The sequence below is a fragment of the Pseudomonas shirazensis genome (genome assembly GCF_050496565.1).
GTDB classification, from domain to species: Bacteria; Pseudomonadota; Gammaproteobacteria; order Pseudomonadales; family Pseudomonadaceae; genus Aquipseudomonas; species Aquipseudomonas shirazensis_A.
In genome coordinates this window covers 30,349-53,857 of sequence record NZ_JBNWAE010000025.1, presented here as the reverse complement: position 1 = coordinate 53,857, position 23,509 = coordinate 30,349, and the positions used below count along the sequence as shown (strand labels likewise).

Genomic DNA, 23,509 nt, shown 5'->3' with positions numbered 1-23,509 from the left:
AGGGTCAAGAAATAAAAATTGGTTGCCGATGCGGCGATCTTCCATGACGTAAAGAAATCCTTCACGCAGTGGCCGTATCGCGTAGGCAGCCTGAGTCAAGGCGCCAGCCTGATGCGCGTGATGCAGGTTGTCTGGCAATTGCGGCAGGCGCTCGCGCAAGCCGGCGTTGCCGCCGACGGCGGCGTAGCGCAGCGGCAGAATGGTGAAGCTGCGGGTGCAGCTGACTGCTGGGCCTGCGGCTAGCGGTACGCTGAGGGCTTCGCAGGCAGCCCGATTAATAGCGAAGAGCTTGTCCATGCTGATCATGGTGGCGTCCTTATCAGCGTCTGCAAGCGTCGCCGATAGGATCGATGAGTTGCCGACGGGGCTGGGGGCGGGGCCGCGTGTTTTCACGGCTTTTGTTGCCTGCCAACCATACCGAGCTGATGCTTTTCAGGGACCTAGACGGTTTCTGATAAGGGTGTAGGAAAGTTCGCTACCTATGGCAAAGTGCTGCCCTGCCGGACGCCTGATCCCGCCGCACAGGAGCCAAAGCTAGCCAAGCTTCCGACCGGCCCGGCGCCCCGGTAAAGCTGTTCAGAAAGCGCGCGACCCTAGGTCGATGAAAAATCCTTCATGCCGAGTTTATTTACTTAGCCTGCTAATAAACCCTATAACTAAGTCCTGCGACACTCTGCCGCAGCCAACTCAAAGTGGAGTTTTCAACGATGACAGTCCAAGTAACCGAACGCGACGAATCGAAAATGTCCCATGAAGGCCTGGCCGCCGGTGTGCGGATCTGGGATGTCCACCAGCAGGGCGAACTGGTCGGCATGTTCCATCAGGAACACGAAGCCCAGCAATACCGCGCCGAACTCGAAACCCTCGAGAACCAGCGCCAGCAATAACCCCTGTATCGATCAACGCGCCTGGCAGTTTCGCTACCAGGCGCCGCATGAAAAAGGGCTGCCAAGCAGCCCTTTGTAACTCAAGACACTACCCGTGACGGGTGTTACCACATCAAATCATCAGGAATCTTGTAAGCCGCATACGGATCATCCTCATCGGCTTCCTCGACATGCGTGTTAAGCAACAGAATCCGCCCAGGATCACGCTCCTGAATCTTCACCGCCGCCTCCCGCGGAATCACCTCGTAACCCCCACCCAACGCCACTACAGCCAACGAGCCATTGCTCAGTTTGCTGCGCATCAGCGCGTTCACGGCAATTCGCTTGACCTTCTTGTCGTCAACGAAGTTGTAGTAATCCTCGGTGGTCAACTTGGGCAGGCGGGTCGCTTCGATCAATTGCTTGACCTGCGCCGCCCGGGCCTTCTGCTCGGCCTTCTCCTGCTGCTGGCGGTTCAGTTCCTGATCGCGCTTGGCTTTCTCGGCCATGGCCTCTTTGGCCAGACGCTGCTGGGTGTCGTCCACCTCTACCTGGCCTTTTTGTTCCAGGCGCTTCTGTTTCTTTTCTGCTTTGTTGGTCTGCTGGACCTGCTTCTGGTTAACCAGACCGGCCTTGAGCAATTGGTCGCGAAGGGAAAGGCTCATGGATGTTCACTCACTTATGCAACAGCTCAGCCGCAGCTGGGCAGGTTCTTTTCTTGGCGTTTGGCTTCACCCCAAAGGGCGTCCAATTCATCAAGGTTACAGGATTCGATAGGCTTGCCGCTGTCGCGCAAGGCCTGTTCGATGAAGCGAAAACGCCGCTCGAACTTGCGATTGGCGCGACGCAGGGCGTTTTCCGGGTCTTGCTTGAGATGGCGGGCGAGGTTGACGGTGGCAAACAGCAGGTCGCCGATCTCGTCTTCCAGCGCATCGGCGTCATTATCGGCCATGGCCTGCAGCACTTCATCCAGCTCTTCACGGACCTTGTCCAGCACTGGCAGCGGGTCTGGCCAGTCGAAACCGACCGTGGCCGTGCGCTTTTGCAGCTTGGCGGCGCGCGACAAGGCGGGCAAGGCCGCGGGAACGTCGTCAAGCAATGACAATTGCTCAGGCACACTGTGTTCGGCGCGCTCCTGGGCCTTGATCTCTTCCCAGCGCGATTTGACCTGGGCTTCGCTCAGGCTCGGCGTGTCCAGCGGCGCGTACAGCTCGCCGGTGGGGAACACATGCGGGTGGCGGCGGATCAGCTTGCGGGTGATGCCGTCGACCACGCAGGCAAACTCGAAACGGCCTTCTTCGCGAGCCAGCTGGCTGTAGTAAACCACCTGGAACAGCAGGTCGCCGAGTTCACCTTGCAGGTGGGCGAAGTCGCCCCGCTCGATCGTGTCGGCCACCTCGTAGGCTTCTTCGATGGTGTGTTGGACGATGCTTGCGTAGTCCTGCTTCAAGTCCCATGGGCAGCCATGCTGCGGGTCACGCAGACGGGCCATGAGGTGCAGCAGGTCTTCAAGGGTGTAAGTCATGGCAGGTCCTTCGGTTGCGCTCTTTTCGCGGGTAAACCCGCTCCCACAGGGCCTTGATCAACCTGTGGGAGCGGGTTCACCCGCGAAGGGCTCACCGCGGTTTCAAGGGGTACGGTTACGCCGCGTCTCGATGATGTTGGGCAACTGCGAAATCCGCCCGAGCAGACGCCCGAGGGCATCCAGACCGGGGATTTCGATGGTCAGCGACATCAAGGCGGTGTTGTCTTCCTTGTTCGAGCGGGTGTTGACCGCCAGCACGTTGATCTTCTCGTTGAGCAGCACCTGCGACACATCACGCAGCAGGCCTGGGCGGTCGTAGGCGCGGATGATGATGTCGACCGGGTAGGTCAGCACCGGCACCGGGCCCCAACTGACCTGGATGATCCGCTCCGGCTCACGCCCGCTCAGTTGCAGCACCGAGGCACAGTCCTGGCGGTGAATGGTCACGCCGCGGCCCTGGGTGATATAACCCACGATCGCCTCGCCGGGCAGCGGCTGGCAGCAGCCGGCCATCTGCGTCAGCAGGTTGCCGACACCCTGGATCTGGATATCGGCACGCTTGCCGTTACGCACGCCAGAGGGCTTGCGCGGGGTCAGCTCGATCTGCTCGATCCGCTCCGGCTCAAGCAGCTGCTGGGCAGCGTTGACCAGGTGCGCCAGGCGCAGGTCACCGGCACCGAGTGCGGCAAACAGGTCTTCGGCGGTTTTCACGTTGGCTTTTTCGGCCAACCGATCGAAATCGACCTGAGGCAGGCCGAGCCTGCTCAGTTCGCGCTCGATCAGGGTCTTGCCGGCGGCGACGTTCTGATCGCGCGCCTGCAGCTTGAACCAGTGGACGATCTTCGCCCGCGCACGCGAGGTGGTGACGTAGCCAAGGTTCGAGTTCAGCCAGTCGCGGCTTGGGCTGCCGTGCTTGCTGGTGATGATCTCGACCTGCTCACCGGTCTGCAGGCTGTAGTTGAGCGGCACGATGCGGCCGTTGATCTTGGCGCCGCGGCAGTTGTGGCCGATCTCGGTGTGCACGCGGTAGGCGAAGTCCAGCGGCGTCGAGCCCTTGGGCAGGTCGATGGCGTGGCCGTCGGGGGTAAAGATATACACCCGGTCCGGTTCGATATCGACGCGCAACTGCTCGGCCAGGCCACCGATGTCGCCCAGCTCTTCGTGCCACTCCAGCACCTGGCGCAACCAGGAGATCTTTTCTTCGTAGTGGTTGGAGCTGGCCTTGACGTCGGTGCCCTTGTAACGCCAATGCGCGCAGACGCCGAGCTCGGCTTCTTCGTGCATGCCGTGGGTGCGGATCTGCACCTCGAGGACCTTGCCCTCCGGGCCGATCACTGCGGTGTGCAGGGAGCGGTAGCCGTTTTCCTTGGGGTTGGCGATGTAGTCGTCGAACTCCTTGGGGATGTGCCGCCAGAGGGTGTGGACGATGCCCAGCGCGGTATAGCAGTCGCGGATTTCCGGGACCAGCACGCGCACAGCGCGCACGTCGTAGATCTGGCTGAACTCCAGGCCTTTGCGCTGCATCTTGCGCCAGATCGAATAGATATGTTTTGCCCGGCCACTGATATCGGCGTTGACGCCGGTGGCCAGCAGCTCGTTCTGCAGCTGGTTCATCACATCGTTGATGAAGCGCTCGCGGTCCAGCCGGCGTTCATGCAGGAGCTTGGCGATCTGTTTGTACTGGTCAGGCTCAAGGTAACGGAAGGACAGGTCCTCCAGCTCCCACTTGATATGCCCGATACCCAGCCGGTGCGCCAGTGGCGCATAGATGTCGAACACCTCGCGGGCCACGCGCAGGCGTTTTTCTTCATCGGCGGCTTTCACCGCACGAATCGCGCAGGTGCGCTCGGCCAGTTTGATCAGGGCGACGCGCACGTCGTCAACCATGGCCACGAGCATCTTGCGCAGGTTTTCCACCTGCGCCTGCGAGCCGAGCACCAGCGACTGGCGCGGGCTCAGGCTGGCACTGATGGCGGCCATGCGCAGCACGCCGTCGATCAGCTTCGACACTACCGGGCCAAAGCGCTGGCCGACCTCGGCCAGGGTGACCTTGCCTTCACGCACCGCGCGGTAGATCACCGCCGCGACCAGCGAATCCTGGTCGAGTTTGAGGTCGGCGAGGATCTCGGCGATCTCAAGGCCCGCCTGGAAACTGGACGTACCGTCTGCCCACGAATGCTTGGCCGGGTTGCCCTTCTTCTCGACTTCCTGGGCGAACTCGCAGGCTTCTTTCAGGTTCACCCGGTCCAGCGCCGAATCGACGCTCACCACATGATCCAGCCACGCTTCGAGATTGATACTGCCGTCGCTGTTGACCGGCTGGTGCACTCTCACCTGTACCATCTTTGCTTTACCTTTCCATACAGCGCAGCCCACGGCCGCACTGACAATCACCGTGCGCCTACCATTCCCTGGAAGCCGCACCAAGAGGGCCAGCGTTGGCTAGCCCACTTCGAATAACGCCATGGCTTCGACATGCGCCGTCTGAGGAAACATGTCGAGAATCCCGGCCCTTGTTAACCGGTACCCTTGGGCGACCAGCACCTGCGCGTCACGCGCCAGCGTCGCCGGGTTACACGAGACATACACCAGGCGCTTGGCCTTGAGGCGGGCGATGCCTTGCACCACCTCGTAAGCACCGTCGCGCGGTGGGTCCAAGAGTACCGCAGAAAAACCCTCGGCGGCCCATTCGGCACCCGCCAGAGGTTGAGATAAATCGGCCTGAAAAAACGCCGCGTTATGCACATTGTTGTCACGGGCATTGGCTGCCGCCCGTTCGACCATCGCCTGCACCCCTTCCACCGCCACCACTTCGCGGGCCTGCCTGGCCAACGGCAGGGCAAAGTTGCCCAGGCCGCAGAACAGGTCCAGCACACGCTCGTCAGGCTGCGGTGCGAGCCAGGCCAGGGCCTGCTCGATCATGGCCGTATTGACTTGGGCGTTGACCTGAACAAAATCGCCCGGGCGCCACGCTAGCTGCATCTGCCACGGCTGCAAAGTGAAACCGAGTGTCTGCCCGGCCTCGACCGGCGCAGGCTCGCCCTCCCCTTGCAACCATAGCTGGGCGCCCGCCTCTTTGCAGAAGGCCTGCAGCCGTGCCAGATCGTCTTCCGGCAACGGCGCCACATGGCGCACCAGGACGGCCTCGGCGCTGCCGCTGAACAACTCGACATGGCCCAGCGCCTGCGGTTTGCTCAGGCTGCGCAGGACCGTTGGCAAATGCCGCAGGATCGTCTGCAAAGGCTGTACCAGCACCGGGCATTCGTCGATGGCGATGATCGCCTGGCTGGCCTCGGCACGGAAACCGACCTCCAGCTGACGGCTCTTGACGTCCCAGCGCACGGCAATCCGCGCGCGCCGGCGGTAGCCGAATTCAGGCCCGGACAACGGCGCTGCCCACTGCTCTGGCTGAATCCCGGCGACCCGCTGCAACTGCTCGGCGAGCATGCGCTGCTTGAGCGCCAACTGCTCGGCATGCGGCAGGTGCTGCAGGTTGCAGCCGCCACACCGATCATAGTGCCGGCACGGCGCCGGGCGCCGCTCGGGGCTGGCTTGCAGGACCCGCTCAAGGCGCGCATCGACGATCTTGCCACGGGCGCCAAGCACCCGCGCTTCGACTGCTTCGCCGGCCAGGGCGCCGCTGACGAACCAGGTCCGCCCTTCATGAAAACTGATGCCGCGGCCGTCACCGGCCAGACGCTCGATGTCCAGGCGCTGCTTTTTGCCCACGGGAACTTGCGCAGCACGATCGCCGCCAGCCGGCTGGAAGCGCAGGCCGCCTTTACTTTTCTTGGTCATCAGGTCGCGTCGAACAGGCCAGTGGAAAGATAACGATCACCGCGGTCGCAGACGATCGCGACCATCACGGCGTTTTCCACCTGCTGCGACAGGCGCAACATGCCGGCCACCGCACCACCAGAGGACACACCGCAGAAAATGCCCTCTTCACGGGCAAGACGACGGGTGACGTGTTCGGCTTCGGCCTGGGACATGTCGATCACCTGATCGACCCGAGCGGCGTCGAAGATTTTTGGCAGATACTCTTCAGGCCAGCGACGGATGCCGGGGATCGACGATCCATCCATGGGCTGCAGACCAACGATCTGCACCGCCGGGTTCTGCTCCTTGAGGTACTGCGAGCAGCCCATGATGGTGCCGGTGGTGCCCATCGAGCTGATGAAATGAGTGACGCTGCCCTGGGTCTGCTGCCAGATCTCCGGGCCGGTGCTGGTGTAGTGGGCCAACGGATTGTCGCCGTTGGCGAACTGATCGAGGATCAACCCGCGGCCTTCGGCCTGCAGCTTTTCGGCCAGGTCGCGGGCGCCTTCCATACCCTCTTCCTTGCTCACCAGAATCAACTCGGCGCCATAGGCGGTCATCGCTGCCTTGCGCTCGGCAGTGGAGTTGTCGGGCATGATCAGGACCATCTTGTAGCCCTTGATCGCCGCCGCCATGGCCAGGGCGATACCGGTGTTACCGGAGGTCGCTTCGATCAGGGTGTCGCCGGGCTTGATCTGGTTGCGCAGTTCGGCGCGGGTGATCATCGACAGTGCCGGGCGGTCCTTGACCGAGCCGGCCGGATTGTTGCCTTCGAGCTTGAGCAACAAGGTATTGCTGGTCGCACCTGCGAGGCGCTGCAGGCGAACCAGAGGCGTATTGCCGACGCAATCGGCGATGGTTGGGTACTGCAGGGTCATGGTGTCTTTCGCAATCAAAACGACAGGGGCGCCTATCATACCGGCATTCCCTTGCCGGCCATATCACGCAATCTGTGGTTGATATAGCTGTCAGCTATATACCGTCTGTGCAGGTGCCGCTTCGCTTGCTTCGACATGCGCCGGCAAGCGCATGCACAGGCGCAGGCCGCGCTTGCCGTTCTCGGCCCAGAGCGTGCCGCCCTGGCGTTGAATGGCGCCGCGGGCGATGCTCAGGCCCAGGCCGAAACCGCCGTCGCCGGGGCGCGAACCATCCAGCCGCGAAAACGGCGCGAAGATGCGCTCCAGATCATCCTCGGCCACGCCCCCGCCCTGGTCTTCCAGCCAGATCCGCCAGTAACTGCCCTCACGCCGGCCGCCGAGGGTGATCACGCCGTCGCCAGGCGAATGACGAATGGCATTGCGCAGCAGGTTTTCCACGGCCTGGGCCAAATGGTTGAGGTTGCCCTGCACCCAGCAAGTGGCCGGCAATTCACAGCGCAGACGTGCAGGCTGCCAGGCGCTTTCGTAGCAGGCGTCCTCGGCGAGCATGTCCCACAGCGCCTGCAGCTGGATCGGTTCGAGGTTCATCGGCGCCCGTTCGGCGTCCTGCCAGGCCAGTTGCAGGGTGTCTTCGACCAGCTGCTGCATGCAATCGACCTCCCGCGTGACGCGCTCACGCAGGCGCCCAAGGTCAGCCTCGCCATCGCCGGCCACGCGCAGGCGGCTCAGCGGCGTGCGCATTTCATGGGACAGGTCGCGCAGCAGTTGTTGTTGCAAGGCCACTGTGCCCTGCAGGCGCTCGGCCATCTGGTCGAAGGCACGCGCCAGCTCGCCCAGCTCGTCATGCCGGCCCGTGGTGGTCGCGTCCAGCCGCGCCGAGAGCTGGTCGGCGCGCCAGGCATTGGCCTGCTCGCGGAGCTGGTTCAAGGGCACGATCAGCATGCGGTACAGGCCCACGCACAGGAGTAAGGTGAACAGGCCGGGTATCACGCCGTTGATCAGGATCCGCCACAGCCACAGGTACTGGCCCGGGTTGAGCCGCTTGGGCAGTTCGATGACCAGCATGGCCTGCGCGGCGGGGTCGGCGAACGGCAAGCGCAGCCAGGGTTGATCGACACTGCGTCGGCTCATCGGCCAGTCGACCTGGCGCAGACGGGTCAGGCGCTGGGTCTGCTCGGCCGTTAGCGGGGTGCTGCTGAGGCTATGCAGGTGGCTGTTGATGACGCCGACAAAGCCCTGCTCGCGCGCGCGCATACCTTGCAACCATTGATCGATACCGGCCTGGCCACCCTCGTGCCAGGCCTGCTCGGCCTCGACCGCGTAGGCCTGCAGCAGTTGCCGGGCGGGCTTGGAGAGAAATGCATTCTGGGTTTCCATGTAGCGGCCCCAGCTGTAGCTCAGGCCGATCATCAACAGACAGAAGCCCACCAGCAGAATCGCCAGGCGCCAGAACAACGAGTGCCGATCAAGCATGTTCAGCCCTCGCCGGCACTAAGCACGTAACCTTTGCCCCACACGGTGACGATCTGCCGCTCGTGGTAACCGACCGCCTTGAGCTTGCGGCGGATCTGGCTGACGTGCATGTCCAGGCTGCGATCGTGGCGGGAGTAACCCCGCTGCAACACTTGCTGATACAGCAGGGGCTTGCTCAGCACCTCGTCCGGACTGCGGTAGAGGGTGTCGAGCAGGCGATATTCGCTGGGGGTCAGGCCGGCCCAGCTGGAGCCGAGGCAAACATCGCTGATAGCTTCATCAAAGCGCAGCTCACTTGGCTCGACAGGTTGCGGTGCCTGGCGCCGGCGCTCCAGCTCGACCCGGCGCAGGATCGCCTCGATGCGCACCTGCAGCTCGGCCATGCTGAAGGGCTTGGGCAGATAGTCATCGGCGCCGCGCTGAAAGCCGGTGATACGGTCCGCTTCGGCGCCCAGGGCAGACATCAGGATCACTGGCGTGGCGCTATGGCGGCGCAGCTGCGCGAGTGCATCGAGGCCGTTCAGCCCCGGCAGGAGGATATCCATCAGAACCACATCGAACACCTGCCGGCCTGCTGTTTCCAGACCGTCAAGGCCGTTGCGGCACCAGGTCACCTGGAACCCGCCGCGCTGCAGTTCTTCGTGCAGGTAGGCGCCGAGGACCGGGTCGTCTTCGATGGCTAGGATGTTCGAGTGCTGAATGGCTACGGGATTCATTGGCTTCTGGCATTGATTCTCAATTGCGCGATTATTGGCCAGTAACTCAAGGCTAGGCAACTGGATTACGACTAAACCATCAGCACCTCCGCCTGCAAGCGCAGCCTGCCAGCCCGCCTGGGGCGCTGAAATGATCGCTTTACGCCCGCAGCCGGAGTAACGTTCGGCAACTATTCCGTCCCGCTCGGCGACGGCCATCAGGCACATCACAGGAGGCGAGTGTGCTCGATCGTTTGGGAATCCGAAGCCGGGTCATGCTGCTGGCGCTGCTGCCGGCTACCTTGATGGCGCTGGTGCTGGGCATCTATTTCACCTGGCTGCAACAAAACGAGCTGCGCACCCAGTTGCTCCAGCGCGGCAAGATGATTGCCGAACAACTGGCCCCGCTGGCGGCGCCCGCTCTCGCCCGCCATGCCACTGACCAGCTGGAAAGGATTGCCAGCCAGGCGCTGGAGCAGAGTGACGTGCGCGCCGTGGTGTTTCTGACCCCACAGCGCACTCAACTGGCCCATGCCGGGCCGAGCATGCTCAACCAGCCGCCCAGCGGCGGCAGCGGCACGCAACTGCTGCAACGCACTGGCAATGACGCCACCCGCTATCTGATGCCGGTGTTCGGCCATCACCGCGACCTGGCGGCCGACGCCGTGCCGGCCGAAGCCGAGCGCCTGCTCGGCTGGGTGGAAATCGAGCTGTCGCACGACGGTACCCTGTTGCGCGGTTACCGCAACCTGTTCACCAGCGTGCTGCTGATTCTCGCCTGCCTGATCGTGACTGCGCTGGTCGCCCTGCGCATGAGCCGCACCATCAACGACCCGATCAGGCGGATCAAGGAGGCGGTCACGCAGCTCAAGGACGGCCACCTCGAAGCGCGCCTGCCGGCCATGGGCAGCCATGAGCTGGACGAGCTGGCGGCCGGCATCAACCGCATGGCCGAGACCCTGCACAGTGCCCATGAAGAACTGCAGCACAGCATCGACCAGGCCACCGAGGACGTGCGCCAGAACCTGGAAACCATCGAGATCCAGAACATCGAGCTGGACATGGCTCGCAAGGAGGCCCTGGAGGCCAGCCGGATCAAGTCCGAGTTCCTCGCCAACATGAGCCACGAGATCCGCACGCCGCTCAACGGCATCCTTGGCTTCACCCATCTGCTGCAGAAGAGCGAACTGGCGCCGCGTCAGCTGGATTATCTCGGCACCATCGAGCAGTCGGCCGACAACCTGCTCGGGATCATCAACGAGATCCTCGACTTCTCCAAGATCGAGGCCGGCAAGCTGGTGCTCGACAGCATCCCGTTCAACCTGCGTGACCTGATCCAGGACACCTTGACCATTCTCGCCCCGGCCGCCCACGCCAAGCAGCTTGAGCTGCTCAGCCTGGTCTACCGCGATACGCCGCTGTCGCTGGTCGGTGACCCACTGCGCTTGAAGCAGATTCTCACCAACCTGGTCAGCAACGCGATCAAGTTCACCCGCGAAGGCACCATCGTCGTGCGGGCGATGCTCGAAGACGAACAAGGCGACCACGTGCAGCTACGCATCAGCGTGCAGGACAGCGGCATCGGCCTTACTCCAGAGGACGTGCGAACGCTGTTCCAGGCCTTCAGCCAGGCCGACAACTCACTGTCGCGCCAGCCCGGCGGTACCGGCCTCGGGCTGGTAATCTCGAAACGCCTGATCGAGCAGATGGGCGGCGAAATCGGCGTCGACAGCGCGCCCGGCGAGGGCTCGCAGTTCTGGGTCAGCCTCAACCTGCCCAAGGCCCACGACGATGGCTCGGAACTGCCGCTGCAAGCGCTGCTGGGTCGCCGTGCAGCGATCGTCGACGGCCATGAGCTGGCCCGTCAGGCGCTGGAGCATCAACTGCAGGACTGCGGCCTGAGCGTCAGCGTGTTTGCCTCGTTCGAGCAACTGGTGCAAGGCGTGCAAGCCGCCCATCAGGCCGGGCAACCGTTCGAATTTGCGGTACTCGGCGCCAACCTGAACAACCTTTCGCCCGAGCTGCTCGGCCAGTACAACCAGCAGCTGGAGCGCCTGCAGTGCCTGTGCGTGGTGCTCTGCCCCACCACCGAGCAGGGCTTGTATCACCCCAGCCTGCCCAACCCGCACGGCCAGTTGCTGTCCAAGCCGACCTGCACGCGCAAGCTGCGCCGGCTGCTGCTGGAGCTGATCCAGCCGCGCCGGCAACTGAGCGAAGTGCGTATGCCCGGTACCCAGCGCATGCCGAAGATCCTCTGCGTCGACGACAACCCGGCCAACCTGCTGCTGGTGCAGACCCTGCTCGAGGGCCTCGGCGCCGAAGTGCTGGCGGTCGACAACGGCTATGCGGCGGTCGAGGCGGTGCAGGACGAAGCGTTTGATCTGGTGCTGATGGATGTGCAGATGCCGGGTATGGACGGCCGCGCCTGCACCGAGCAGATCCGCCAGTGGGAAAGCGGCCAGACCGGCAACCCGCTGCCGATCGTCGCCCTTACCGCGCATGCCATGGCCAACGAGAAGCGCGCGCTGCTGCACAGCGGCATGGATGACTACCTGACCAAGCCGATCAGCGAGCGTCAGCTGGCTCAGGTGGTGATGAAATGGACCGGCCTCAACCTGGGCCCACCGCAGCAGGAACGGCCGCTGGAGCGGTTGCCGGAAAGCAGCGAACTCAAGGTGCTCGACCCCGAAGAAGGCTTGCGCCTGGCAGCCGGCAAGGCTGATCTGGCAGCGGACATGCTGAGCATGTTGCTCGCCTCGCTGGAGGCTGACCGCGCGGCCATTCAGGTGGCACGGGTGGCGGGTGACCGCGAGGCAATGATCGAACGCGTGCACCGCCTCAATGGCGCTTCGCGCTACTGCGGTGTGCCGCAATTGCGCGCAGCCTGCCAGCGTAGCGAAACCCTGCTCAAGCAGGACAGCCCCCAGGCCATGCAGGCGCTGGATGAGCTCGATCAGGCGATCGAGCGGTTAGCCGAGCAGCCTCAGTTAAGCCTGTGACCCTCGCCTGGTGCGCTGGCCTGGGTCAATACACTGCCTGCCAGGCTGGCTACACTGCTCTGCTCAGCCGCAAAGGACCTCTGCCATGCGCATTCTCTTGTTCAGCAGCCAGCACTACGATCAGGAAAGCTTCAGCCAGGTGTGCAGCGACAGCAATCTGGACCTGCATTACCAGCCTGCGCGGCTGACAATCGACACCGCGGCCTTGGCCGATGGCTTCGAGGTGGTCTGCGCGTTCATCAATGACGAGCTGCACAGCGACGTGCTGGAGCGCCTGGCGGCGGGCGGCACACGCCTGATCGCGCTGCGCTCGGCCGGCTACAACCATGTCGACCTGGCCGCCGCCGCGCGCCTGGGCCTGGCTGTGGTGCGGGTGCCGGCTTACTCACCGCACGCAGTGGCCGAGCACGCCGTGGCGCTGATCATGGCCCTAAACCGACGCCTGCACCGGGCCTACAACCGCACCCGCGAAGGCGACTTCACCCTGCACGGCTTGACCGGCTTCGACCTGCACGGCAAGACCGTCGGGGTGATCGGCACCGGCCAGATCGGCCTGGCCTTCGCCCGGATCATGGCCGGCTTCGGCTGCCAACTGCTGGCATATGATCCTTACCCCAACCCAGAGATGCTCGCTCTTGGCGCGCGTTATCTGGAGTTGCCCGAGCTGCTGGCCCAGGCGCGCATCGTCAGCCTGCACTGCCCGCTGACCGAGCACACCCGCCACCTGATCAATGCCCAGAGCCTGGCGGCGCTGCACCCCGGCGCCATGTTGATCAACACCGGCCGCGGCGCGCTGGTCGACACCCCGGCCCTGATCGATGCGCTCAAGAGTGGCCAGCTGGGTTATCTCGGCCTGGACGTCTACGAAGAAGAAGCCCAGCTGTTTTTCGAGGACCGCTCCGACCAGCCGCTGCAGGATGACGTGCTGGCGCGGCTGCTGACCTTCCCCAATGTGATCATCACTGCCCACCAGGCTTTCCTCACCCATGAGGCGCTGCAGGCGATCGCCAGCACCACCCTGGACAACATCATCTGCTGGGCGGCAGGCAAGCCGCAGAATCTGCTCGCAAGTTGATGCTAGGATACGCGGCATTTCTGGAGGACCCATGGTCGAGCACGATTTCCGCTACACCCTATTCAACCCGCAACACACCCTGATCGAATGCCGCGCGCTGGTGCCGGGGCGCTATCAGGTGACCGGTAACGGTGGTTCGATCCAGAAGGACGATGTCCTGCTGGTGACGCTCAAGGGCAGCAAGGACCTGAGCATGCGCCTGACCGTCGAAAGCGTGCGCCACCTGATCAACCCGAGCGGCCAGTGGGTTGCCGTGGCTAGCGGCCCGGCGTTCAAGGAGCTGGCGATTCTCAACTGGCAGATCAAGTGCGACAGCTGTGAAGCCGTGCTCGACTTCGAATTCGCCGTGGACGCCAAGCTCGGCAGCAAAGGCCACAAGCCTGCCGCCAGCGAGCGCGTAGCGGCACTGGGCTGGGCCAGCAAGGGCGACAAACACATCTGCCCGCGCTGCCAGGAGGCCGCCCAGTGAAAACCCTGTTGAGCGCGCTGTTGATTGCCGGCAGCTTGCTGGGCTGCGCTTCGCAGCCGTCTGCGCTGCGCCAGGACCAGAGCTATGTGCTGGAGTGGATCGGTGAGCGCCCGCTGATGGATTACAGCAACCTGACCCTGACCCTGGGTGAAGACGGCCGCGCCTACGGCAATGCCGGCTGCAACCACTGGTTTGCACCGTACACCCTCAAGGGCGACGAGCTCAGCTTCGGCAAGATCGGCAAGACCCGCAAGCTCTGCGCGCCCGCGCTGATGGAGCAGGAACAGCGCTTCCTGCAGGCGCTGGAGACTGTGCAACGCTGGGACGTGTCGGCGATCGAGCAGATCCGTTTTTGGCCGGCTGATGGCAAGCCGCTGCGCTTCTGGCCTGAAGAAGGTTGAACAGCAGCCTGCAACCAGCGCAGTGATTGGAACCTGATATTTTTGCCAGTTGAGGGTGCCTTCGGCGCCGTCTGATAATCATCGCTCATACAAAATGAGGGCGGTGTCATGCAAATTACTGTCAAAAACCTCACAGGTAAAACATTCACCTTGGAAGTTCAGCCATCCGACACGATTCAGGCTGTAAAGGCGAAGATCCAACAGAGTGAGGGTATCTCGCAAGAGGAACAACGACTGCTTTTCGCCGGTAAACAACTTGATAATGCCAAGACGCTCAGTGATTCCAATGTTCAATCTGGCGCCAAGCTTGACCTGTTACCACACCTCCAGAGCAAGAAGTGAGCGATCGATTGCCGCGCAGGGGGCAAGCATGCAGGGGCTGGGCGGGACCGCGCTGGCGGTCCCGCCTGACCTTCACGCGCCGCCTTTGAGTGCCTTGATCTTGGCCTGCAGCCCGTCCAGGGTCTGCTCGCCAAGCAGCTGTTCACGCACCTTGCCCTTGTCGTCGATGATGTAAGTCACCGGTAAGGCTTCGCTGCGCGGCAGCTCGTAGCGCTCGGCCGGGTCCTGGGCGAGCACGGTGAAGTCGATGCCCAGGGTTTGCGACGCTTGCTTGAGATCGTCGCCCTGCAACCCGTCGTAATTGACCCCGATCACCTTGATGCCGTCAGCCTGCCACTGCTTGGCGGCGGCATTCAGCTCGGGGATTTCGGTACGGCACGGGCCACACCACTCTGCCCAGTAATTGAGCACGAGCCACTGCCCCTCGATCTGCTCGGCCTTTACCGTATTGCCGTGCTGGTCCACGCCATAATCGGCACCGCAACCGCCGAGCAAGAGGCTTGCTGTGATGGCCAGTGCCGCCGCCAAACGCTTTGCCATGGGTCAATCCTTCTCGAAGTATTTCAAACCTGTAATTCAGCCGCAGCGGTTAGAATAGCCGCCACACCCAGCTGGATGCGACCCGTCATGACTGATCTGACTCTCTATCATAACCCGCGCTGCTCGAAATCCCGTGGCGCACTCGAGCTGCTCGAGGCACGCGGCCTTGCTCCGCACATCGTGCGCTACCTGGAGACGCCACCGGATGCCGCTACCCTGACGGCGCTGCTGGGCAAGCTTGGCATCAGTGCGCGGCAGTTGCTGCGCAGCGGTGAAGACGAATACAAAGCTCTTGAGCTGGCCAACCCGGCATTGACCGAAGCACAGCTGATCGAGGCCATGGTTGCCCACCCCAAATTGATCGAGCGGCCGATTCTGGTAGCGGGTAACAAGGCTGTGATTGGCCGTCCACCGGAAAAAGTGCTGGAGATCCTGCCGTGAGCGAGCCCTATATCCTGGTGCTGTATTACAGCCGGCACGGTTCCACCAGCGAGATGGCCCGGCACATTGCCCGCGGCGTCGAGATGGCTGGCCTGGAAGCGCGCCTGCGTACCGTGCCGGCGATTTCCACCGAATGCGAAGCTGTGGCTCCCGATATCCCAACCAGCGGTGCGCTGTACGCCAGCCTGGACGACCTGCGCCACTGCGCCGGGATTGCCCTCGGCAGCCCGACCCGCTTCGGCAACATGGCGGCGCCGCTGAAGTACTTCCTCGACGGCACCAGCAGCCTGTGGTTGGGCGGTGAACTGGTCGGCAAACCGGCGGGCGTGTTCACTTCCACTGCCAGCCTGCACGGCGGTCAGGAAACCACCCTGCTGTCGATGATGCTGCCGCTGCTGCACCACGGCATGCTCATCACCGGCCTGCCCTACAGTGAGTCGGCGCTGCTGGAAACCCGCGGTGGCGGCACCCCGTATGGCGCCAGTCATCATGCCGGCGCCGACGGCAAGCGCGAGCTGGACAGCCACGAGATCGCCCTGTGCCGGGCACTCGGGCAACGCTTGGCGAACACGGCCAAGGCCTTGGGTGGCGCGCGTGGCTAAGCGTGCCAAGCCACTGCCGGCGCTGGCCTGGCTGGCGCCGCGACTGCGCCTGACCCGCGCGCTGAGCCTGGCTTGCCTGGTGGGCCTGATCGCCCTGCTGCTGGTCAACAACCTGTGGTTTGCCAACCTGCACGGGGCGCGGGTCGAGGTGATCCTTGCGGTCGAATTGATCCCGCTGCTGCTGGTGCTGCCAGGCATGCTGATGGGCAGCGCCCGGGCCCATGCGTGGACCTGCTTCGTGGTCAATATCTACTTCATCAAAGGCGTGCTGGCGGCGTTCGACCCAGCGCGGGCACTGTTTGGCTGGATGGAAACCCTGGTGAGCCTGAGCCTGTTCGTCAGCGCACTGCTGTACGTGCGCTGGAAGTTTCAGCACGAGCGACGCCTCGCGGGCGAATGCTGATCCGCTTTTTGTAGGAGCGGCCTTGTGTCGCGAAAGGCGTGCGCAGCGCGCCCGGCGATTTTGCGGTGCAGCACAAATCCTGGGGCCGCTACGCAGCCCTTTCCGACCGGTCCGGCGCCCCGGCAAGGCCGCTCCAACAGGGACCGTGTAACGACTGGGTTAGTGGTTGACGGTGTGCGCCAGCATCACCGAGAGCTGACACAGTGGGCGGCCGCTTTCGGCATGCCACTGGTTGAACACCTCCTGCACCAGCGCACGGTCACGCTGGCTGGTCGGCGCCTTGTCGATCACGCCCTGGGCGATCAGCGCGGCTGACATGTCGTCGGTGGGGATGAAAGTATCCTTGCCGACCATGCGCAGAAAGCGTGGTGCCGACAGACCGCCGAGCTGATTGCCATGCTTGGCCAGGTACTTCCAAAGGCCAACGATATCGGTCACCGGCCAGTCGGCGATGAAGCTGGCAAAGCTGCCGTGCTGTTTTTCGATGTCGAGGATCATCTGCGCGTTGCGCGGCACGCTTTTGAGCTTGCCCAGGTGACGGATGATGCGCGTGTCCTGCATCAGCCGCTCCAGATGCTCAGCGCCCATCAGCACCACCTTCTCCGGATCGAAGCCAAAGAACACCTGCTCGAAGGCCGGCCACTTGGCATCTACCAGGCTGTGCTTGAGGCCTGCGCGAAATACCCGCAGCGCCAGCGTCGACAGGTAGCGGTCGTCGCTGATGTCGCGCAACTGCGCCGGGGTGCGCGGTTGCGGCAGGAACGCTTCGAGGGCCTTGGCCGAGCCAAAGCGATTCAGGCAGAACTCATGTAGCCACTGATAATCACGCATGGGTCAGATGTTCACCACATCGAGAAAGCGCGGCGCCGCGGTTTCGTCGATTTTCAGGCTGGTGAAGTCGAACAGGTTGCGGTCGGCCAGTTGCGACGGCGCCACGTTCTGCATCGCGCGGAAGATGCTCTCGGTGCGGCCTGGGTGCTTGCGCTCCCAGTCGATGAGCATTTCCTTGACCACCTGGCGCTGCAGGTTTTCCTGCGAGCCACACAGGTTGCACGGGATGATCGGGAATTCGCGCATGTCCGAGTAGGCCTGGATGTCCTTCTCGCTGCAGTAGGCCAGCGGCCGGATCACTACGTTGCGGCCATCATCGGCGCGCAGCTTGGGCGGCATGCCCTTGAGCGAGCCGTTGAAGAACATGTTCAGGAAGAAGGTTTCGACCATGTCGTCGCGGTGATGACCGAGGGCCATCTTGGTCGCGCCGATTTCGTCGGCAAAGGTGTACAGCGTGCCGCGGCGCAGGCGCGAGCACAGCGAGCAGGTGGTCTTGCCTTCCGGGATCAGCTCCTTGACCACCGAATAGGTGTCTTTCTCGACGATGTGATACTCGACGCCCAGGGTCTTCAGGTAGGCCGGCAGGACATGCTCGGGGAAGCCTGGCTGCTTCTGGTCCATGTTCACCGCGACGATCTCGAACTGGATCGGCGCCACCTTCTGCAGGTGCAGCAGAACATCGAGCATGGTGTAGCTGTCCTTGCCGCCGGACAGGCAGACCATGACCTTGTCGCCATCTTCGATCATGTTGTAGTCGGTGATGGCTTCGCCGGCGAGACGACGCAGGCGTTTTTGCAGTTTGTTCTGGTTGACCGAGAGGGTGCCCATAGCGCTTGGAATCCGCGAGGTGTGACAAAAGCCGAGCATTTTACGCATAAAGCCGGCGCGGGCGAAGGCTTTCACGACAATTAACCGCGCCAGGCCGACCAAAGACTGCAACGGAATCAACAACTGCGGCGACAGCGCGATTTGCTCTAAAAAGCGCCTATTGCGCGGGGATGTGCTTCCTATACTGCGACTTAAGGCCATATTACCGCTTGCTTCGGTGCCTGGCCGCGGGCCGCATGTGCTCCATCTGGGGTGCGTCAGGCAACGACCATAGGAGTGACCGGTATGATCCATCACGTTCTTGGGCTGTTTACCCATCCCGACCAAGAGTGGCAGGAGATTCGTGGCGAGGAAGAATCGATCAGCCACATGTACTTGACCCATACCCTGATTCTGGCGGCCATCCCCGTCGTTTCAGCGTTCATCGGCACCACCCAAGTCGGCTGGGTGATCGGTGACCGACCGGCGGTCATGCTAACCGTGGAAAGCGCGTTCTGGATGAGCGTGATGTCGTACCTGGCGATGCTGATCGGCGTCGCGGTAATGGGCGCTTTCATCCACTGGATGGCGCGCACCTATGACGCCACACCATCGATGGCACGCTGCATCGCGTTTGCCACCTACACCGCGACGCCGTTGTTCGTCGCTGGGCTGGCGGCGCTGTACCCACACCTGTGGCTGGGCATGGTGATCGGCACGGCGGCCATCAGTTACACGGTGTTCCTGCTGTACGTGGGCTTGCCGACATTCATGAACATCCCTGCCGATGAAGGCTTCCTGTTCTCCAGCTCCGTGCTGGCGGTAGGCCTGGTGGTGCTGGTGGCGATCATGGCGGCCACGGTAGTTATCTGGGGCCTGGGCGTGGGGCCTGTGTATACCAACTAGATCCAGACCAACACTGGGGCATCAAGTCACCGGCCGCCGTAAGGCGGCCTTTGACTGTGTGCTGACCGATGGCTCGGCAGCCTCTGGGGGGTTGCGGCATAATGCGCGGCTGAGGAGAACCTTGACCGCCATGCCCGAGTTGCTCGAATCCCGCGTTGAAGCCTGCTATCAGCAAGCCGAGGCGTTCTTCAAACGAAGCTTCATCCGCCCACAGGTGAGCTTCAAGCTGCGCGGCCAGAAGGCCGGCGTTGCCCATCTGCATGAAAACCTGCTGCGCTTCAATCTGCAGTTGTACCGGGAAAACCACGAGGATTTTCTGCGCCAGACTGTGGCCCATGAAGTGGCGCATCTGGTTGCCCATCAGTTGTTCGGCGACAGTATCCAGGCCCATGGCGAAGAGTGGCAGTTGATCATGCGCGGGGTTTACGAACTGCCGCCCAATCGCTGCCACAACTATGCGGTGCAACGGCGTACGGCGACGCGTTATATCTATCAGTGCCCATGCCCAGAGAGTGATTTTGCCTTTACGGCGGTGCGGCACAAGATGGTGCGCCAGGGGCGGCGGTATCTGTGCAAGCGCTGTCGGCAGGTGCTGGTGTATAGCGGGTTGACGCGGGTGGAGTGAAGCTGGTGGGTTTTGCGGGGGTTGGGCGAATTTGGGGCCGCTGCGCGGCCCTTTCGCGACGCAAGGCCGCTCCTACAGACGGCCGCGCATGATGGGCTAGCGCGGTCACCTGTAGGAGCGGCCTTGTGTCGCGAAAGGGCTGCGAAGCAGCCCCAGATTTATTGCCTGACGACTTAAGAGCGCGCTGGACCTTCAGCTACACCCAGGTCGTCGGTTGGACGGGTGTCGGTCAGCGGCGAGCCGCCCGAAGCCAGTTCGGCATGCAGCTTGTCTTCGTCCAGCTCCTTGACCCACTTGGCAACCACGATGGTCGCTACGCCGTTACCAATCAGGTTGGTCAGGGCGCGGGCTTCGGACATGAAGCGGTCGATACCGAGGATCAGCGCCAGGCCGGCAACCGGCAGGTGGCCAACAGCGGACAAGGTCGCGGCGAGGACGATGAAGCCCGAACCGGTGACGCCAGCAGCGCCTTTGGAAGCAACCAGCAGGACCAGCAGCAGAGTGATCTGGTGGCTGATGTCCATCTGCGTGTCAGTCGCCTGGGCGATGAACACAGCAGCCATGGTCAGGTAGATCGAAGTACCGTCAAGGTTGAACGAGTAGCCAGTCGGGATTACCAGACCTACCACCGACTTCTTCGCGCCCAGACGCTCCATCTTGGCCAGCATGCGTGGCAGTGCCGATTCCGAGGACGAGGTGCCGAGGACGATCATCAGCTCTTCACGGATGTAGCGGATCAGCTTGAGTACGCTGAAGCCATGCGCGCGGCAGATACCACCGAGGACGATCAGGATGAACGCCAGGCAGGTGATGTAGAAGCAGGCCATCAGGTAGCCCAGCTGCACCAGCGAGCCGACGCCGTACTGGCCGATGGTGAAGGCCATGGCACCGAAGGCACCGATCGGAGCCAGCTTCATGATCATGTTGATGATGTTGAACATGACGTGGGCGAAGCGATCGATCATGTCCAGCAATGGCCGGCCGTAGCTGCCCAGACGGTGCAGGGCGAAGCCGAAGATCACCGAGAACATCAGCACCTGGAGGATGTCGCCGTTGGCGAAGGCACCGACCACGGTGTTAGGGATGATGTTGAGCAGGAAGCCGATAGTGCTCTGCTGCGCGCCGGCGGCGGCATAGGCAGCGACACTGCTAGCGTTCAAGGTGGTGACGTCGATGTGCATGCCAGCGCCTGGCTTGACCACGTTGACGACAACCAGGCCGATGATCAGCGCGATGGTCGAGACAATTTCAAAGTACAACAGCGCGTAGCCGCCGGTCTTGCCGACCGATTTCATGCTCTGCATGCCAGCGATACCGCTGACGACGGTGCAGAAGATGATCGGGGCGATGACCATTTTGATCAGTTTGACGAAGCCGTCACCCAAGGGTTTGAGCGCAACGCCGGTTTCAGGGTAGAAGTGACCGAGCAGAATACCGACGGTGATGGCAACCAACACCTGGATATACAGCGATTTGTACAGCGGCTGACGAGTCGTCATGGCTTATTTCCTCGAGTGTGCCGGTTTCCACCCTTCCCAGGGCGGGGGCACCTAAAGCGCTAACCCTCCTGCACCCGGAGGGATTTGTCGTTGTGTTCGAGCTGCCTTTGCAGGCCTCTGCCAAGTGAATAGCAAGGGCGATGCCAAAGTGCCCGAATGAGGTGCAAAGCCTGTATCTAGAGGGGGTGGCATGCCCAAGGACAGGGCAGCAATACGAGCCTGAGCTGGCGGATTTCCGCCCGTTCGCGGGAAATGAACGGGCGGGTTGGCGGGAATCCGCCCGGGCGCGGGGTCAGCCGCGCTTGAAGACGATCCTGAAGGCAGCCCCGCCCAGCGGCGAATCGTCCAGGCTCAGCTGGGCGTCGTAGCTGTCGATGATGTCCTTGACCACGGCCAGACCGATGCCCTGCCCCGGATGCTGGCGGTCCAGCCGCTCGCCGCGCTGGAGGATGCGCTCGCGCTGATCGGCCGGCACGCCCGGGCCGTCGTCTTCGATGCACAACAGCAGGCGGTCGGGGGTCTCGCTCAAGGTCACCCGCACCTGACCCAGACACAGCCGGTAGGCGTTTTCCAGCAGGTTGCCCAGCAGCTCGAGCGCGGCGCCCTGCTCCATGGGGATTTCAGCCTGCGCAGGGACCACCAAGGTGATCGCCACATGCTTGTCGCGATAGACCTTTGCCAAGGTGTTGCACAGGCTTTCGAGCAGCGGCGCGAGCTGGACACGGTCACGTACCAGGCCGCTCTTGCGCAGGCTGGCGCGCTGCAACTGGTAGTCGATCTGCTGGCTCATGCGCTCGATCTGGCTCTGCAGCACCCGCGCCTGCTCGCGCTCGCCACTGCCGTGGCCCATGCTCTCGCCCACGCCCTGGAGCACCGCCAGCGGCGTTTTCAGGCTGTGCGCAAGATCGTCCAAGGAGTCACGGTAGCGCTGGCGCTGTTCGCGCTCACTGTGCAGCAGGCGGTTGAGCGAGCCGGTCAGGCGCAACAGCTCGCGGGGGTGTTCGCCGCTCAAGCCCTGGCGAGCACCGCTCTCGACCTGGTCCAGCTCTACGCTCAGCCGGCGCAGCGAGCGCAGGCCCCAGGTCAAGCCGGCCCACAGCAGCACCAGCAAGGCCAGCAAGGCAGCGCCGAAGCCCAGGTAGAGTTTCTCCCGCAGGCCTTCGAGGGTGTCCTGATACTCGCGTACCGGTTGCAGGGCTACGATGCTGTAGGCGGCGCTCTTGCCGCCAAGCAGTTTTACTTCCACGTCATAGACGAAGAACTCTTCACCGTTGTCCTGGCGAATGCGGGCGAACTCGTTGCCGCGGCCGTCATAGCGCGGCTGATAGTTGATGTGGCGGTCGGCGGTAGCCCGCGAACGCCAGACCAGCTTGCCGTCGCGGTCGAAGATGTAGCCGATCAACCCGGTATAAGGCAGGTTGTAGCGCTCATCGGGGAGCAGATCGGGCATCTGCAGGCGGCCTTGCTCGATACGCGCGGCGGAGATCAGCGTGGTCGCATCGGATGCCAGGCGCTGTTCGATCGACTCCTGCAGGGCCAGGCTGAAGGCCTTCTGCAAGGCCGGCAGCAGCGCCAGCATGAACAAAAGCGCCAGCAGCGCCGCCGCCAGCATCAGGCGCACGCGCAGCGAACGGATCATCGGCAGCGCTCGGTGAACAGGTAGCCCAGGCCGCGCACGGTATCGATCGGTTTGAAGCCGTGCTCGCCCTCGAGCTTGCGGCGCAGGCGGCCGACCAGCACTTCGATGACATTCGGGTCGCGCTCTTCATCGCCTGGATAGAGCTGTTCCATCAGGCGGTCTTTCGCCACCACCTGTTGATGATGGCGCATGAGGTATTCGAGGATGCGGTATTCGTAGGCGGTCAGCGCCAGCGGCTGATCGTCAAGGCTGGCTTGCTTGCGGTTGAGGTCGAGCACCAGTGGCCCGGCCGCGATGGTCGACTGGGTGAAGCCGCTGGAACGACGCAGCAAGGCATTGAGACGCGCTTCGAGCTCTTCGAACTGGAACGGCTTGACCACATAATCATCGGCGCCTGCGGCCAGGCCTTCGACCTTGTCCTGCCAGTTGCCGCGTGCGGTGAGGATCAGGATCGGGAAGCTCTTGCCCTGGCTGCGCAGCTGGCGGATCAGGTCAAGGCCGCTCATGCCCGGCAAGCCGAGGTCGATGATGGCCAGGTCAAAAGCGAACTCCTCGGCCTGGTACAGGGCTTCTTCGCCATTGCCGACCGCCTGGACCACATGGCCGGTTTCGCTCAGGCGCGTGTGCAGATGATGGCGCAGCAGCGCCTCGTCCTCGACCACCAGCAGTTTCAT

25 protein-coding genes are annotated in these 23,509 nt (G+C 63.0%); 11 read left to right on the top strand and 14 right to left on the bottom strand.

Annotated elements, in window-relative coordinates; translation table 11 throughout:
• Positions 1 to 393, bottom strand: a 393-nt coding sequence (locus tag ACQZ2L_RS24170) for a toxin VasX (protein WP_430328167.1), incomplete at its 3' end; no start/stop codon positions are given.
• Between the two features lie 314 nt (positions 394 to 707).
• Here ACQZ2L_RS24170 and ACQZ2L_RS24165 point away from each other — a divergent pair.
• Positions 708 to 887: a hypothetical protein gene (locus ACQZ2L_RS24165; RefSeq protein ID WP_101321746.1), complete on the top strand. Its 180-nt coding sequence runs from the start codon at positions 708 to 710 to the stop codon at positions 885 to 887.
• A 104-nt stretch (positions 888 to 991) separates the two neighbouring features.
• On the opposite strand, the gene ACQZ2L_RS24160 is transcribed toward ACQZ2L_RS24165, so the two are convergent.
• The 7 genes from ACQZ2L_RS24160 to ACQZ2L_RS24130 all read right to left on the bottom strand — a co-directional run bounded on the left by ACQZ2L_RS24160 (position 992) and on the right by ACQZ2L_RS24130 (position 9,277).
• Positions 992 to 1,531, bottom strand: coding sequence for a DUF2058 domain-containing protein (locus ACQZ2L_RS24160; protein ID WP_101321747.1), 540 nt, complete (start codon positions 1,529 to 1,531; stop codon positions 992 to 994).
• A gap of 26 nt (positions 1,532 to 1,557) precedes the next feature.
• Positions 1,558 to 2,391 carry a nucleoside triphosphate pyrophosphohydrolase gene (gene mazG, locus ACQZ2L_RS24155; protein ID WP_430328166.1) on the bottom strand — a complete coding sequence of 278 codons (834 nt, stop codon included), beginning with the start codon at positions 2,389 to 2,391 and terminating at the stop codon, positions 1,558 to 1,560.
• Positions 2,392 to 2,493: 102 nt separating this feature from the next.
• Positions 2,494 to 4,734, bottom strand: a complete 2,241-nt coding sequence (relA, locus tag ACQZ2L_RS24150; protein ID WP_101321749.1) for a GTP diphosphokinase — start codon at positions 4,732 to 4,734, stop codon at positions 2,494 to 2,496.
• A 99-nt stretch (positions 4,735 to 4,833) separates the two neighbouring features.
• Complete coding sequence (gene rlmD / locus ACQZ2L_RS24145) at positions 4,834 to 6,192, bottom strand: 23S rRNA (uracil(1939)-C(5))-methyltransferase RlmD (protein WP_430328169.1); 1,359 nt, start codon at positions 6,190 to 6,192, stop codon at positions 4,834 to 4,836.
• Positions 6,189 to 7,088 (bottom strand): cysteine synthase CysM, encoded by a 900-nt coding sequence (cysM, locus tag ACQZ2L_RS24140; RefSeq protein ID WP_430328165.1) that lies wholly within the window; start codon positions 7,086 to 7,088, stop codon positions 6,189 to 6,191. The genes rlmD and cysM overlap by 4 nt, the downstream gene beginning before the upstream one ends.
• Before the next feature lie 90 nt (positions 7,089 to 7,178).
• Positions 7,179 to 8,561, bottom strand: coding sequence for a HAMP domain-containing sensor histidine kinase (locus ACQZ2L_RS24135; RefSeq protein ID WP_430328164.1), 1,383 nt, complete (start codon positions 8,559 to 8,561; stop codon positions 7,179 to 7,181).
• A 2-nt stretch (positions 8,562 to 8,563) separates the two neighbouring features.
• Complete coding sequence (locus ACQZ2L_RS24130) at positions 8,564 to 9,277, bottom strand: response regulator transcription factor (protein ID WP_430328163.1); 714 nt, start codon at positions 9,275 to 9,277, stop codon at positions 8,564 to 8,566.
• 221 nt (positions 9,278 to 9,498) lie between these two features.
• On the opposite strand from ACQZ2L_RS24130, the gene ACQZ2L_RS24125 reads away from it, so the two are divergent.
• The 5 genes from ACQZ2L_RS24125 (at position 9,499) to ACQZ2L_RS24105 (ending at position 14,542) form a co-directional block, all read left to right on the top strand.
• Entirely contained in the window at positions 9,499 to 12,255 is a 2,757-nt protein-coding gene (locus ACQZ2L_RS24125) for a response regulator (protein WP_430328162.1), read from the top strand.
• Positions 12,256 to 12,340: 85 nt separating this feature from the next.
• The gene (locus ACQZ2L_RS24120) at positions 12,341 to 13,330 is read left to right on the top strand and encodes a 2-hydroxyacid dehydrogenase (protein WP_430328161.1); all 990 of its coding nucleotides are present in this window, start codon (positions 12,341 to 12,343) and stop codon (positions 13,328 to 13,330) included.
• Positions 13,331 to 13,361: 31 nt separating this feature from the next.
• Entirely contained in the window at positions 13,362 to 13,799 is a 438-nt protein-coding gene (locus tag ACQZ2L_RS24115) for a hypothetical protein (protein WP_430328160.1), read from the top strand.
• Positions 13,796 to 14,200, top strand: coding sequence for an META domain-containing protein (locus tag ACQZ2L_RS24110; protein ID WP_430328159.1), 405 nt, complete (start codon positions 13,796 to 13,798; stop codon positions 14,198 to 14,200). Before ACQZ2L_RS24115 ends, ACQZ2L_RS24110 begins: the two co-directional genes overlap by 4 nt.
• A 108-nt stretch (positions 14,201 to 14,308) precedes the next feature.
• Positions 14,309 to 14,542 carry a ubiquitin-like protein gene (locus ACQZ2L_RS24105; protein WP_430328158.1) on the top strand — a complete coding sequence of 78 codons (234 nt, stop codon included), beginning with the start codon at positions 14,309 to 14,311 and terminating at the stop codon, positions 14,540 to 14,542.
• A 72-nt stretch (positions 14,543 to 14,614) separates the two neighbouring features.
• On the opposite strand, the gene ACQZ2L_RS24100 is transcribed toward ACQZ2L_RS24105, so the two are convergent.
• The gene (locus tag ACQZ2L_RS24100; protein WP_101321757.1) at positions 14,615 to 15,082 is read right to left on the bottom strand and encodes a TlpA disulfide reductase family protein; all 468 of its coding nucleotides are present in this window, start codon (positions 15,080 to 15,082) and stop codon (positions 14,615 to 14,617) included.
• Between the two features lie 87 nt (positions 15,083 to 15,169).
• Here ACQZ2L_RS24100 and arsC point away from each other — a divergent pair, with 87 nt between their 5' ends.
• From arsC to ACQZ2L_RS24085, 3 genes are read left to right on the top strand one after another with little or no spacing between them, the layout of a single operon-like run.
• Positions 15,170 to 15,523: an arsenate reductase (glutaredoxin) gene (gene arsC / locus ACQZ2L_RS24095; RefSeq protein ID WP_430328157.1), complete on the top strand. Its 354-nt coding sequence runs from the start codon at positions 15,170 to 15,172 to the stop codon at positions 15,521 to 15,523.
• Positions 15,520 to 16,125, top strand: a complete 606-nt coding sequence (gene wrbA, locus ACQZ2L_RS24090) for an NAD(P)H:quinone oxidoreductase (protein ID WP_430328156.1) — start codon at positions 15,520 to 15,522, stop codon at positions 16,123 to 16,125. The genes arsC and wrbA overlap by 4 nt, the downstream gene beginning before the upstream one ends.
• On the top strand, positions 16,118 to 16,528 hold the full coding sequence (locus tag ACQZ2L_RS24085) for a DUF2069 domain-containing protein (protein WP_430328155.1): 411 nt from the start codon (positions 16,118 to 16,120) through the stop codon (positions 16,526 to 16,528). The genes wrbA and ACQZ2L_RS24085 overlap by 8 nt, the downstream gene beginning before the upstream one ends.
• A 159-nt stretch (positions 16,529 to 16,687) precedes the next feature.
• On the opposite strand, the gene ACQZ2L_RS24080 is transcribed toward ACQZ2L_RS24085, so the two are convergent.
• Positions 16,688 to 17,359, bottom strand: a complete 672-nt coding sequence (locus ACQZ2L_RS24080) for a DNA-3-methyladenine glycosylase I (RefSeq protein WP_314876251.1) — start codon at positions 17,357 to 17,359, stop codon at positions 16,688 to 16,690.
• Positions 17,360 to 17,362: 3 nt separating this feature from the next.
• The gene (gene ttcA / locus ACQZ2L_RS24075; protein ID WP_101321761.1) at positions 17,363 to 18,187 is read right to left on the bottom strand and encodes a tRNA 2-thiocytidine(32) synthetase TtcA; all 825 of its coding nucleotides are present in this window, start codon (positions 18,185 to 18,187) and stop codon (positions 17,363 to 17,365) included.
• Positions 18,188 to 18,472: 285 nt separating this feature from the next.
• Here ttcA and ACQZ2L_RS24070 point away from each other — a divergent pair, with 285 nt between their 5' ends.
• Both ACQZ2L_RS24070 and ACQZ2L_RS24065 read left to right on the top strand, forming a co-directional pair.
• Complete coding sequence (locus ACQZ2L_RS24070) at positions 18,473 to 19,072, top strand: Yip1 family protein (protein WP_101321762.1); 600 nt, start codon at positions 18,473 to 18,475, stop codon at positions 19,070 to 19,072.
• Positions 19,073 to 19,193: 121 nt separating this feature from the next.
• Positions 19,194 to 19,697 carry a SprT family zinc-dependent metalloprotease gene (locus tag ACQZ2L_RS24065; protein WP_430328154.1) on the top strand — a complete coding sequence of 168 codons (504 nt, stop codon included), beginning with the start codon at positions 19,194 to 19,196 and terminating at the stop codon, positions 19,695 to 19,697.
• 173 nt (positions 19,698 to 19,870) lie between these two features.
• Here ACQZ2L_RS24065 and ACQZ2L_RS24060 read toward each other — a convergent pair whose 3' ends face one another.
• From ACQZ2L_RS24060 to ACQZ2L_RS24050, 3 genes are all read right to left on the bottom strand, one after another.
• Complete coding sequence (locus ACQZ2L_RS24060) at positions 19,871 to 21,196, bottom strand: dicarboxylate/amino acid:cation symporter (RefSeq protein ID WP_430328153.1); 1,326 nt, start codon at positions 21,194 to 21,196, stop codon at positions 19,871 to 19,873.
• Between the two features lie 292 nt (positions 21,197 to 21,488).
• Positions 21,489 to 22,835: an ATP-binding protein gene (locus ACQZ2L_RS24055; RefSeq protein ID WP_430328152.1), complete on the bottom strand. Its 1,347-nt coding sequence runs from the start codon at positions 22,833 to 22,835 to the stop codon at positions 21,489 to 21,491.
• A complete protein-coding gene (locus tag ACQZ2L_RS24050; protein ID WP_101321766.1) occupies positions 22,832 to 23,509 on the bottom strand; it encodes a response regulator in 678 nt (225 codons plus the stop codon). Before ACQZ2L_RS24050 ends, ACQZ2L_RS24055 begins: the two co-directional genes overlap by 4 nt.

Excerpts from the sequence above, each read along its gene's own strand:
- ACQZ2L_RS24100 (WP_101321757.1), bottom strand. The coding sequence starts at position 15,082 with ATGGCAAAGCGTTTGGCGGCGGCACTGGCCATCACAGCAAGCCTCTTG.
- cysM (WP_430328165.1), bottom strand. The coding sequence starts at position 7,088 with ATGACCCTGCAGTACCCAACCATCGCCGATTGCGTCGGCAATACGCCT.
- ACQZ2L_RS24135 (WP_430328164.1), bottom strand. The coding sequence starts at position 8,561 with ATGCTTGATCGGCACTCGTTGTTCTGGCGCCTGGCGATTCTGCTGGTG.
- arsC (WP_430328157.1), top strand. The coding sequence starts at position 15,170 with ATGACTGATCTGACTCTCTATCATAACCCGCGCTGCTCGAAATCCCGT.
- ACQZ2L_RS24070 (WP_101321762.1), top strand. The coding sequence starts at position 18,473 with ATGATCCATCACGTTCTTGGGCTGTTTACCCATCCCGACCAAGAGTGG.
- relA (WP_101321749.1), bottom strand. The coding sequence starts at position 4,734 with ATGGTACAGGTGAGAGTGCACCAGCCGGTCAACAGCGACGGCAGTATC.
- ACQZ2L_RS24080 (WP_314876251.1), bottom strand. The coding sequence starts at position 17,359 with ATGCGTGATTATCAGTGGCTACATGAGTTCTGCCTGAATCGCTTTGGC.
- ACQZ2L_RS24160 (WP_101321747.1), bottom strand. The coding sequence starts at position 1,531 with ATGAGCCTTTCCCTTCGCGACCAATTGCTCAAGGCCGGTCTGGTTAAC.
- ACQZ2L_RS24105 (WP_430328158.1), top strand. The coding sequence starts at position 14,309 with ATGCAAATTACTGTCAAAAACCTCACAGGTAAAACATTCACCTTGGAA.
- ACQZ2L_RS24115 (WP_430328160.1), top strand. The coding sequence starts at position 13,362 with ATGGTCGAGCACGATTTCCGCTACACCCTATTCAACCCGCAACACACC.
- ACQZ2L_RS24050 (WP_101321766.1), bottom strand. The coding sequence starts at position 23,509 with ATGAAACTGCTGGTGGTCGAGGACGAGGCGCTGCTGCGCCATCATCTG.
- ACQZ2L_RS24055 (WP_430328152.1), bottom strand. The coding sequence starts at position 22,835 with ATGATCCGTTCGCTGCGCGTGCGCCTGATGCTGGCGGCGGCGCTGCTG.
- ttcA (WP_101321761.1), bottom strand. The coding sequence starts at position 18,187 with ATGGGCACCCTCTCGGTCAACCAGAACAAACTGCAAAAACGCCTGCGT.
- ACQZ2L_RS24120 (WP_430328161.1), top strand. The coding sequence starts at position 12,341 with ATGCGCATTCTCTTGTTCAGCAGCCAGCACTACGATCAGGAAAGCTTC.
- mazG (WP_430328166.1), bottom strand. The coding sequence starts at position 2,391 with ATGACTTACACCCTTGAAGACCTGCTGCACCTCATGGCCCGTCTGCGT.
- ACQZ2L_RS24060 (WP_430328153.1), bottom strand. The coding sequence starts at position 21,196 with ATGACGACTCGTCAGCCGCTGTACAAATCGCTGTATATCCAGGTGTTG.
- ACQZ2L_RS24130 (WP_430328163.1), bottom strand. The coding sequence starts at position 9,277 with ATGAATCCCGTAGCCATTCAGCACTCGAACATCCTAGCCATCGAAGAC.
- ACQZ2L_RS24165 (WP_101321746.1), top strand. The coding sequence starts at position 708 with ATGACAGTCCAAGTAACCGAACGCGACGAATCGAAAATGTCCCATGAA.